Raw genomic sequence first — 11555 nt, forward strand, 5'->3', positions numbered from 1 at the left:
AATTTTAACTTCTCTCGTACCATTAGATACTGGGAAACGAATATATGCATAATCTTTATCAGAATCATATGATACTAATTCGACTGGTAACTTTTTGTCACCTTCATAAACTTCAAATTTCTTCCATGTTGAAGCTGTCTTTAAACCTAATTCAATTATTGGTCCTGTTTTTGTAAAAATGACAGTTGCTGGTTCAACAGTACTAGCATAATGATAGAACTGTCTTTCACCTTTATCATTTTTCATTTGAAAATCAATTGGTCGCCAATTATCAGCTGTATGTTCTTTATCGATGATAGCCGGGTTTTTAATTGCATCTTGTAGTGATTCATCTGCTGGTGGATACTGTTGATTAACATCCGACTGATTACTTGACTCATTCGTTTTATCGTTAGTATTACCATTAGAATTTGTTTCATGAGCTGGTTGACTTGATGCTTGATCTGCATTGGCTGACGATACTGGTTGTGCAGGTTGACTCATATTGGTCGTTGCGTACGGTTGATCACTAGTATTGTTCGTCGTTGATGTATTTTGATTAGATGTATTCGTGTTTGTTTGATTACTTGCGTCTGAACTTGATTGATCATTCGTTACTACTGCATCATTTTTATCTGATTTTACAAGTGAAGGATCGTTATAAATAGGTTTAGCAAATACTAATTTAGTATAATCATAATTTGTTTCTTCTCCATCATCAATTTGAGTCGAAGAAACAATTTTCAATTCTTGTGTGCCATCTGAAACTGGGAATCGAATATAGGCATGGTCTTCTGGTACAGGACTATATGATACAAGTCTCACTGGCAATTTTTGATTGTTTTCATAGACTTCAAACTTTTTCCATGTTGAAGCAGTATTGATGTCTAATTCAACTTCTGCTTTCTTTTTAGTGTAATACACATCTGCTGGATCTTTGATGCTGAAAAAGTGATAGTACTGCGTTTCATTGTTTTTATCTAATAACTGGAAATTGACTTGTTCTCTTGGACCTATATCATGTTCTTTATTTTCTAATGCAGGATCTTTAATTGCATCTTTAAGTGATTCATCCGCTGCAGGATAGTTTTTCGCAGTGTTTGCTGGTTGCGTAGCAGGTTGTGTTTGATTTGTATCCTTTGGTGGCTGAGTTGTAGTTGCATTATTATTTTGATTTTCCGAGATTTTATCTGAAGTATTTGTATTTTCTGCTGCTTGCGCTTGATGTTGAGAAGTAATTAAAAATAGTGTACTGACAATGACCGATGCAACGCCTAGAGTTGATTTTCTAATAGAATAGAAAGACCTTAATTTTGGGTGATGTTTGTTCATGTTGTTAACAACTCCTATAAGATTATATTTAATTGATAATAATTATCAATATCAATTATTAGTGTTAATTGTAGCGCATCCCAATTAAATATTGCAACCTATTTTATTAAAATTTTTTAATATGAATATTCATTGCATCGCTTTCCTATTCTTCAAGCCCACTTTTTATCTTCATATACATTAATTAACCACCTTCAAACATTGTCGTTAGATTCGCCAAATGGAATCTATTTTTAGCACAGCAAAAAACCGAACTGCTGAAATAATGCATCTCCAACAGTCCGGTCTATTAAACTATTTACTTATCTTTATTAAACAATTGACATGATTTATTAGAATAACCCAATTGCATGACCATCATCAGTAACATCCATGTTTAATGCTGCTGGTTTTTTAGGTAAACCAGGCATAGTCATGATTGCACCTGTCAACGCTACGATAAATCCTGCACCTGTTTTCGCTTCTAATTCACGAATTGTAATTTCAAATCCTGATGGTGCACCTAACAACGTTTGATCATCTGAGAATGAATATTGTGTTTTCGCCATACATACTGGGTAATTATCCCAACCATTTTCTTTAAATTGTTTTAATTGTTTATGCGCTTTACTGCTAAACGTTACTTTTGAACCGCCATAGATTTCAGTCACAATCTTTTCAATCTTTTGCTCTAATGGTAATTCTAATTCATATAAAGGTTTAAATGAATTAGGTTGATCAATGACTTCTAATACTTCATTTGCTAAGTCAACGCCACCTTTACCACCTTTTTCCCAAACTTCAGTTAAGGCAATTCGTACGTTATTTTCTTTAGCCCAAGATTTTACATATTCTACTTCTGCATCGGTATCATGTATAAATGCATTAATTGCAACAACCGGTTCTACACCGAATTTTTTAATATTATTAACATGACGCTCTAAATTAACAATTCCTGCTTTTACTGCTTCTACATTTTCTTCTTTTAAATTATCTTTCGCTACACCACCATGCATTTTTAATGCACGAATTGTCGCAACAACAACGACAGCTGCCGGATCAAATCCTGCTTCACGCGCTTTAATATCCATGAATTTTTCAGCGCCTAAGTCTGAACCAAATCCAGCTTCCGTTACAACGATATCAGCTAAATCACGTGCTGTTTCAGTTGCTAAAATTGAGTTACAACCGTGTGCGATATTCGCAAATGGTCCACCATGAACTAATGCTGGTGTCCCTTCAATTGATTGTACTAAGTTTGGTTTAATTGCATCTTTTAAAATCATTGCAAGTGCACCTTGCACTTTTAAATCTGCAACTGTAACTGGCTTGCGATTTCTAGTGTAACCAATAGTAATACGACTAATTTTATCTTTTAAGTCTTTAATACTTCTACTTAAACATAAAATCGCCATAATTTCAGACGCTACTGTAATATTAAAGCCATCTTCACGTGGTACACCATTTGTAGGTCCACCTAACCCAACGTTTACATGTCTAAGTGCACGATCATTCATATCTAATACACGTTTCCATTCAATACGTCTTTGATCGATTCCTAATTCATTACCTTGGTGAATATGATTATCGATAAACGCAGACAATGCATTATTTGCAGTTGTAATCGCATGGAAATCTCCGTTGAAATGTAAGTTGATATCTTCCATAGGTAAGACTTGCGCATAACCACCACCAGTCGCACCACCTTTGATACCAAATGTTGGTCCTAAAGCAGGCTCTCTTAATGCAACCATAACGTTTTTATTTAACTCATGGAATGCATCAGCTAAACCAACTGTAACCGTTGATTTACCTTCACCAGCTGGTGTTGGGCTCATCGCAGTTACTAAAACAACTCTCCCTTTGTTTTCTCTTGGCGTAATTTTATTAATGTCGATTTTAGCTTTGTAATGACCATAAGGTTCTAATGCATCCTCTGAAATACCTACTGATGCAGCAATATCCTTAATTGGTTGTAGTGTTGATTGATTCGCAATATCTAAATCTGATAAATGAGTCAACTTTTTTCGCCCCTTTTTGTTTAATTTATGCATTTATAATATGTAAGTTGTAGCTAAGAAATTTTTACTTACATTCATATAATAACGAACTGTTAAAAACTTGTCGACTAAATCGGGTTAGCGCTTTCATTTTTGCAATAAATTCACTTATTAAAGTTTTGTATTATACAACTTTTAGCGCTTGATACTATTGATAACTATATTTTTCTATTATTTAAAATAGTCATCTTCCAAAGATCATATTAAAAATAAGAAGCAATATAAAGATATGCCATTATTGTTATGTCATCATTTTCAAATGCATTCTACGAAATGATATGACACAAGTTAATAGCTCTTTATATTGCTTATCATAAAGTAAACTAATATTTAAACATTGACATGAAATATGTTGTCACCCTTTATTCTTAGAAAGAAATCTTCTATAACATTCATGTCATTATTCCATTGTACTTAAATCCCCTGCATCTAAATTTAATTCCCAAGCTTTTAATACACGTCTCATAATTTTACCTGAACGTGTTTTAGGTAATTTATCTTTAAATTCGATTTCACGTGGTGCTGCATGCGCCGACAAACCTTCTTTAACAAATAAACGAATTTCTTCTTTTAATTCGTCTGTTGGTTCATATCCTTTCCTCAGTGCAACAAACGCCTTAATTATTTCACCGCGAACCGGATCAGGTTTACCAATAATTCCTGCTTCGGCAACTGCTTCGTGTTCAACCAATTTAGACTCAACCTCAAATGGTCCAACTCGTTCGCCAGCTGTCATAATTACATCATCAACACGTCCTTGGAACCAGAAATAACCATCTTCATCTTTATATGCCGAGTCACCAGATACATACCAGTCTCCAATAAAATACGACTTATATTTTTCTGGATTCTTCCAGATACGATACATCATTGATGGCCAGCCTTTTTTTATAGCAAGATTGCCCATTCGATTTGGTGGTAATTCATTACCTGCATCATCGATAATTGCAGCTTGAATACCAGGTAATGGTTTGCCCATTGAGCCAAGCTTAACGTCCATCGTTGGATAGTTAACAATCATATGTCCACCTGTTTCTGTCATCCACCAAGTATCTAACACCGTTAAACCGTATACTTTTTTCGCCCATTTTATAACTTCAGGATTTAAAGGCTCACCTACTGACAGAATCGAACGTAACGATGACAAGTCATATTTCTCAACAATATCGTCACCAGCACTCATTAACATTCTTAAAGCTGTTGGTGCCGTATACCAAATCGTCACTTTAAAATCTTCAATCATACTATACCACTGTTCTGGTGAAAAGCGACCACCAGCTATACAATTTGTAGCGCCATTTAACCATGGTGCAAAAATACCATAAGATGTTCCTGTAACCCAACCTGGATCTGCTGTACACCAATAAACATCATCTTCTTGTAAATCTAATACATATTTTCCAGAAATATAGTGCACTAACATCGCTTGTTGAACATGCAATACACCTTTAGGTTGCCCAGTAGAACCTGATGTATAATGTAAAATCAAACCATCATCCGACTTTAACCATTCAATGTCAAATTCATCGCTAGCAGTTTCCATCAAACTAATGAAGTCTATGTAATTGTCTTCTACATCCTCATCTACGACAACAATTTTTTTCAAGTTCGGTAATTTATCTACAGGTACTCGAGGTAACAATGCCTTATTAGTAATTAACACTTTAGCTTCACTGTTCTCTAATCTATCCACAACTGCCTTTTCCATAAATGCTTCAAATAACGGACCAACAATTGCACCAATTTTTAAAACACCTAACAACGCAAAATATAGTTCAGGTGTACGCGACATAAATATAAATACTCTGTCACCTTTGTCAACTTCTGCATGTTCAGACAAAACATTCGCTGCTTTATTAGATAACCGTTGCATATCCTTATAAGTATACGATTCTTTTCTGTGCTCATCTTTGTAATTTAATGCTATTTTATCCCCTATTCCTTGATCTACATGGCGATCTATACATTCATATGCCATGTTCATTTTTCCAGTTTCACTCCAAGAAAATGCTTGTTCTACGTCTTTCCAATTAAAAGTATTATATGTTTCTTCATAATCTTTAAGGTTATGTTTGCCTTGCGCTCCTTTATAAACTTCGACTTTCATTTGAAACTCCCCCTTTGTTATGTGAAAACGCTTTCTTTCTCAATATTATACATAACATTTCTAATTATTCAAAATTTTTACTTTTATCCTTTTTCTAGTATTAATTATTGTAAATTTTCTATATAATGAATTTAATACAATCACGACGTCGATTGAGGAGTTGAAAATATGAATCATTTAAAGACGTATCAATCCGAAGATTATTACATTCATGACAAGCAATTTGTTATTGAAGGACCTTTAACATACGAAGATTTGAAAGCGCTTACTTTCGATGCGCATTTAACCGCATTTAGAGATGCTGAAGATCAGTATGAAGCTTTGTTAGAAATTACAACATTACCAGAAGGTAGAATTTATGTTGCTCGCCAAGATCAACTCATTGTGGGTTATGTCACTTTCCACTATCCTGATGAAATTGAGCGCTGGTCTACAGGTAACCTTCCATATTTAATCGAATTGGGGGCAATTGAAGTCAGCATCAATTTTAGGCAATTACAACTTGCAGAAAAGCTGATACAACTTAGCCTTTCTACACCAGAATTCGAGGATTATATCGTTATAACTACAGAATATTACTGGCATTGGGATTTAAAAAATTCAAAGTTAGATGTATTTGACTATAAAAAATTAATGCAGCGGTTAATGGCAACTGGTGGACTTGAAATATTCGCTACAGATGATCCAGAAATAACAAGTCATCCAGCTAATTGTTTAATGGCAAGAATTGGCAAAAACATTACATTAGAACAGCAACAAGCGTTTGATGATATTCGTTATATGAATCGGTTTTTCTTTTAATTTTTGGAATATCGGAGGGATTATATGCAACAACATTCATCAAAAACTGCATATGTTTATTCAGATAAGTTATTACAATATCGATTTCATGACCAACATCCCTTCAATCAAATGCGTTTAAAATTAACAACAGAGCTACTTTTGAATGCAAATTTATTGTCTCCTGAACAAATAGTACAACCTAGAATTGCAACAGATGACGAATTAATGTTAATTCATAAATATGATTACGTCGAAGCTATTAAGCATGCTTCACATGGCATTATCAGTGAAGATGAGGCTAAGAAATATGGATTAAATGATGAAGAGAATGGTCAATTTAAGCATATGCACCGCCATAGCGCCACAATTGTTGGAGGCGCTTTAACTTTAGCAGATCTTATTATGTCAGGCAAAGTATTAAATGGTTGTCACTTAGGTGGTGGATTGCATCACGCTCAACCTGGTCGAGCAAGTGGTTTTTGTATATACAATGATATTGCAATTACCGCACAATACTTAGCTAAAGAATACAATCAACGCGTTTTAATCATAGATACCGATGCACATCATGGAGATGGTACACAATGGAGTTTCTATGCCGATAACCATGTTACTACTTATTCTATCCATGAAACTGGAAAATTTCTTTTCCCAGGCTCTGGTCACTATACTGAGCGCGGTGAAGATATCGGCTATGGACACACTGTAAATGTCCCACTTGAACCGTATACAGAAGATGCATCATTTTTGGAGTGTTTTAAATTAACAGTTGAGCCTGTCATAAAGAGTTTTAAACCTGATATTATTCTAAGCGTAAATGGTGTCGATATACATTATCGTGATCCACTAACTCATCTAAATTGTACGTTACATTCATTATATGAAATTCCATATTTTGTAAAATATTTAGCTGATTCTTATACGAATGGAAAGGTAATTATGTTTGGTGGCGGAGGCTACAATATTTGGAGAGTCGTACCACGTGCATGGAGTCATGTATTCTTAAGTTTAATTGATCAACCAATTCAAAGTGGTTATTTACCGTTAGAATGGATTAATAAATGGAAACATTATTCATCTGAATTATTACCTAAAAGATGGGAAGATCGTTTAAATGATTATACCTATGTCCCTCGCACAAAAGAAATTAGTGAAAAAAATAAAAAATTAGCTTTACATATAGCGAGTTGGTACGAATCTACTCGTCAATAAGTAACCTAATCTGCAACGATTTTAAAAGATAAATAAAAGGCATTCTTCCAACACCCATATAATTCGGGTCGTTAGATGAATGCCTAATTTTGTGAATTTATTTTGTAGTTCCTCGGTATTCAATTCTGTGAGGTAAAACTACATTTGGTTCTTCTATCTTTTCATCATTCATATATTTTGTTAATAAGCGCATCCCTACTGCACCGATATCATATAATGGTTGAATAACACTAGAAAGTTGTGGTCTAACCATCTCAACTAAACGTGTATTATTGAAACTAATAATTTGTAATTCCTCTGGAACTTTAATACCAGCATCCATTGCACTATGCATAATACCAATAGCTTCTTCGTCACTAATACATAATATAGCATCTGGAAGATTACCTTTCATTTTGGCAAAAGCTTTTACGCCTTCTTTATAACTTTCAGCACCAGAACAATTCAATGTATCACCTAATTGAAGACCATTTTTATTTAACACTTCAGTTAAACCTTCTAAAACATCTTCTTGAGCTTTTTTAGAATGTTCTCCACCTACTAAAGCAAATGATTTAGCGCCTTTTTCAATTAATTCTCCCGTAATTTCTTTCGCAGCTTCAGTAAAATCAATATTAACTGATGCTATATGTGCATCCTTACCATTTGTTCCTGATACTACTACAGGTACAGATGATTGATTTATCAATTCTTTCATTTCTTCAGTAATTGTACCACCAAGGAAAATAATACCATCAACTTGTTTACTTAATAAGTTATTAAAAATTTCTTTTTCCTTTTCAGGATCGTTATCTGAATTTGAAATAATTGAGTGATATTTATACATTGTTGCAATATCTTCAAGTCCACGAGCAAGTTGTGAATAATAGATATTAGATATATCTGGAATGATCACACCTACTGTTGTTGTCTTTTTACTAGCTAAACCTCTAGCAACAGCATTTGGACGATAATTCAAACGCTTAATGACTTCGTTAACTTTATTTTTAGTTTCTGCTTTAACATTTTGGTTCCCATTAACAACACGCGACACTGTGGCCATAGAGACACGCGCTTCTCTTGCTACATCATATATAGTAACTGTCATAATTTCCTCCTTGTAAACGTTTTATTCATTATAATAACATGTTTTCATTTCATTTTCATAGTTTACCATATTTTAATTTACAGTAACATATTTTTGTTTGGAAAAATTTAGCGAAAAGCTTGAAATAAAAACAAACGCTAAATGATAACGAACGATATATTTTAATTTTATATAAACTTTTTTCATTTTTAATTGTAATATTTTGAGAAAGCCTTTTCAAATACCAATTGCATTTGTTGAAAAATGTTCACATTTCAGTAACAAATGTGTGAATCTATTATATTTACAGATAATTCATAGTTATAATTTTAATTACTGCAATCAGTCATAATCTTTAATAATTGTGAAATTGAACAAGTGTTGAAGTATTATAACAATCGTTAAGTGCAGTACACCTTTATTTCTATACAAAAAATAATAGCCACTCTAAAAGTAATATACTCTTAGAATGGCTACAAGTTTAAAATTGTCGATTCAAAGATAATATTCTACTTCAACATGACATATTAGTTAAGTAGTCTATAGTTTCCTTGGAATATTATTTTAACTTTTTAGCGTTATATAAATCAGACAAAGGCTTTAATTCATCATAAAATGCTTGGAATTCATCTAAATCCATTTGTTGACCCGCATCACTAAGTGCAACAGATGGATCTGGATGCACCTCAGCCATAACGCCATCAGCACCTACTGCTAATGCTGCTTTCGCAGTTGGTAACATGATATCTTTACGACCTGTACTATGCGTAACATCTACCATGACTGGTAAGTGCGTACCTTGTTTTAAAATTGGTACTGCTGAAATATCTAAAGTGTTACGTGTAGCCTTTTCATAAGTTCGGATTCCACGTTCACATAAAATAATGTTTTGATTACCTTGTGAAGCAATGTATTCAGCTGCATAAACAAACTCTTCGATTGTAGCAGATAAACCACGTTTTAATAGAATAGGCTTTTTCGTACGGCCAGCTTCTTTTAATAACTCGAAGTTTTGCATATTACGTGCACCAATTTGGAATACGTCTAAATACTCATCAGCCACTTCAAAATCATTTGGATTTACGATTTCACTGACAACATTTAAATCATATTTATCTTTAATTTGTTTAAGTATTTTAAGACCTTCAACACCTAAACCTTGGAAATCATATGGTGATGTACGTGGTTTAAATGCACCGCCACGAATAAATTTTTCACCTTTAGCATGTAAGTTTTTAGCAACAGCTTCAACTTGTTCAAATGATTCAACTGAACATGGCCCAAATACAAATGATTTATTGCCGTCTCCAATAATGCCCCCATTATCAAATGTTACAATCGTATCTTCAGGTTTCAACTTACGTGATACATATAAATGTTTTTCATTTTCAGATTTTTGTAAATCTGTAGAGGCTTTGAAAATTTCTTTAAATAATTGCTTAATAGTATTATCGTTGAATGGTCCTTTGTTACTATCGATTAAGTCGTTAAGCATTTCTTTTTCACGTTGTGGATCATAGATACGTGTACCTTGTTTTAATTTTTCTTCCCCAATTTTTTGTGCTAGTTCACCACGTTTAGATAATAAGTCTAAAATTTGATGATTCAGTGAGACAATCTCACTTCTGTATGATTCTAATTTATTACTCATCCTTACTCACCTCTACGAATTATTTCAAGTATATTCCACTTTAAAGCAATAAAATATAATGTTAAAAAATATTCTAACAATATCATATGTATAGTTCAACCCTAAATTGACAGAAAATAATTAATTTTCTAACTATATGATGCTTGACTGACATTTCGATTTTCTCAGTCATTGTTTGAAAGTTATATTCTATATTGATATTTATTAGCACATGTTAATCAATTAAATAAGTGTCATGATTATAGCTTATTTTGAGTCAACATTACTGCTTTTAAGAAAAATTTTGGTTTCTATCTTCTATTATAAATCTAAAATTCTCATACATTCAACCTAACGCTTAATAAAATTTAACAACCTTTGTATATTAATATAAATCTATAGTGAACATCACTCACCAACATATTCAGCTATATTTGAATTAGTGAACGTCATTGTAATTACTAAGATTCATTGTTTATTTGATTATCGAATATTTTTCCATCTTCAGCTTAAAATGTGCAATATCACTATTGTAATCTAACGATGTTACAAACAAAATAAATACATGGAATGATCGCGTTGCCTTTCAAAATAAACTGATGATATCAAAAAAGGTAAGCACCTGAATGCCTACCTTTTATTTTGAAATTCAATTTTTATAAATATAATACATAGCTTACTGCTATGAATGATTATTAAACGATTTTAGTATGCTTAGTCATTAAATGTACGCTTCTCTATTTTACTTTTAGCTTTTTCAACTTTTGCATTTGATTTTTTTGATGCATTTGATGATTTAGCATTTGTTGCTTTTGAATTCTTATTACTAGTTTGATTATTCTTTTGAGTTGACTTACTTGAACTACTTTGTTTCTTAGCACCTTGTGATGATTTCTTATTATGTTGCTTTTTCTGACCTGAAGTTTTATTTGTAGATGCTTTTGATGCATTTCGTTTATTTGAAGGTGTTGTTTTTTTAGATTGTTTACCTGATTTCTTGTCAACATCTGTATTATTAGTTGTTTTTTCATCAGCTTTACGTGTAATAACACCATTTTCAAATTTAGCTTCTTTTTGTTTTACAGTGTCTTTATTATCTGTATTAACTGTTTCTGATACATCATTCTTTTTAGTAATTAATTGAGGAATTTCTTTCAAGTCATTTTTAGCAACTGGTTTTTCTGCAAATAACGCTTCAGTTAATTGACTCTCTTTTGAACCTGGTGTTAATTTAGCTTGCTTCTGTTTTGCAGCGTTTGCTAATCTTTCAGCTTGTGACTCTTCTTTCGATACCTTTAATGCCACTGCTTTTGATTCTTCATTTGATACAGCTTCACTTTTATCTGTTTCTGCTTGTGCTTCTTTTTTAGCTTCTTGAATTTCTTGTGCCTCTTGTGATGTATCACT

At 32.7% G+C, this 11555-nt stretch carries 11 protein-coding genes; 3 read left to right on the forward strand and 8 right to left on the reverse strand.

Annotation, left to right across the window (positions count from 1 at the left end; genetic code table 11):
* Positions 1–1311, reverse strand: a 1311-nt coding sequence (locus tag IDG65_RS11685; protein ID WP_206174109.1) for an NEAT domain-containing protein, incomplete at its 3' end; no start/stop codon positions are given.
* Here IDG65_RS11685 and IDG65_RS11690 point away from each other — a divergent pair.
* Positions 1310–1399 carry a hypothetical protein gene (locus tag IDG65_RS11690; protein ID WP_000927785.1) on the forward strand — a complete coding sequence of 30 codons (90 nt, stop codon included), beginning with the start codon at positions 1310–1312 and terminating at the stop codon, positions 1397–1399. The genes IDG65_RS11685 and IDG65_RS11690 overlap by 2 nt on opposite strands.
* 244 nt (positions 1400–1643) lie before the next feature.
* Here the strand turns inward: IDG65_RS11690 and IDG65_RS11695 are convergent, their stop codons facing one another.
* Together IDG65_RS11695 and acsA are read right to left on the reverse strand one after the other, a co-directional pair.
* Positions 1644–3311: a formate--tetrahydrofolate ligase gene (locus IDG65_RS11695; protein WP_000149414.1), complete on the reverse strand. Its 1668-nt coding sequence runs from the start codon at positions 3309–3311 to the stop codon at positions 1644–1646.
* A gap of 439 nt (positions 3312–3750) precedes the next feature.
* Positions 3751–5457: an acetate--CoA ligase gene (gene acsA, locus IDG65_RS11700; RefSeq protein ID WP_000862105.1), complete on the reverse strand. Its 1707-nt coding sequence runs from the start codon at positions 5455–5457 to the stop codon at positions 3751–3753.
* Between the two features lie 168 nt (positions 5458–5625).
* On the opposite strand from acsA, the gene IDG65_RS11705 reads away from it, so the two are divergent.
* Together IDG65_RS11705 and IDG65_RS11710 are read left to right on the forward strand one after the other, a co-directional pair.
* On the forward strand, positions 5626–6258 hold the full coding sequence (locus tag IDG65_RS11705) for a GNAT family N-acetyltransferase (RefSeq protein WP_001016007.1): 633 nt from the start codon (positions 5626–5628) through the stop codon (positions 6256–6258).
* Positions 6259–6282: 24 nt separating this feature from the next.
* Entirely contained in the window at positions 6283–7452 is a 1170-nt protein-coding gene (locus IDG65_RS11710) for an acetoin utilization protein AcuC (RefSeq protein ID WP_001184003.1), read from the forward strand.
* A gap of 97 nt (positions 7453–7549) precedes the next feature.
* Here IDG65_RS11710 and ccpA read toward each other — a convergent pair whose 3' ends face one another.
* The 5 genes from ccpA to IDG65_RS11735 all read right to left on the reverse strand — a co-directional run.
* Positions 7550–8539 carry a catabolite control protein A gene (gene ccpA, locus IDG65_RS11715; RefSeq protein ID WP_000219066.1) on the reverse strand — a complete coding sequence of 330 codons (990 nt, stop codon included), beginning with the start codon at positions 8537–8539 and terminating at the stop codon, positions 7550–7552.
* Positions 8540–8611: 72 nt separating this feature from the next.
* Positions 8612–8725, reverse strand: coding sequence for a hypothetical protein (locus tag IDG65_RS11720; RefSeq protein WP_001788994.1), 114 nt, complete (start codon positions 8723–8725; stop codon positions 8612–8614).
* A 352-nt stretch (positions 8726–9077) separates the two neighbouring features.
* The gene (locus tag IDG65_RS11725; RefSeq protein WP_000066379.1) at positions 9078–10169 is read right to left on the reverse strand and encodes a bifunctional 3-deoxy-7-phosphoheptulonate synthase/chorismate mutase; all 1092 of its coding nucleotides are present in this window, start codon (positions 10167–10169) and stop codon (positions 9078–9080) included.
* 454 nt (positions 10170–10623) lie between these two features.
* A complete protein-coding gene (locus IDG65_RS11730) occupies positions 10624–10707 on the reverse strand; it encodes a hypothetical protein (RefSeq protein WP_031789490.1) in 84 nt (27 codons plus the stop codon).
* Positions 10708–10862: 155 nt separating this feature from the next.
* A partial coding sequence (locus tag IDG65_RS11735; protein ID WP_206174111.1) for a hypothetical protein occupies positions 10863–11555 on the reverse strand: 693 nt, incomplete at its 5' end.

It is taken from the genome of Staphylococcus sp. EG-SA-17, assembly GCF_017151845.1.
GTDB lineage: Bacteria > Bacillota > Bacilli > Staphylococcales > Staphylococcaceae > Staphylococcus > Staphylococcus aureus.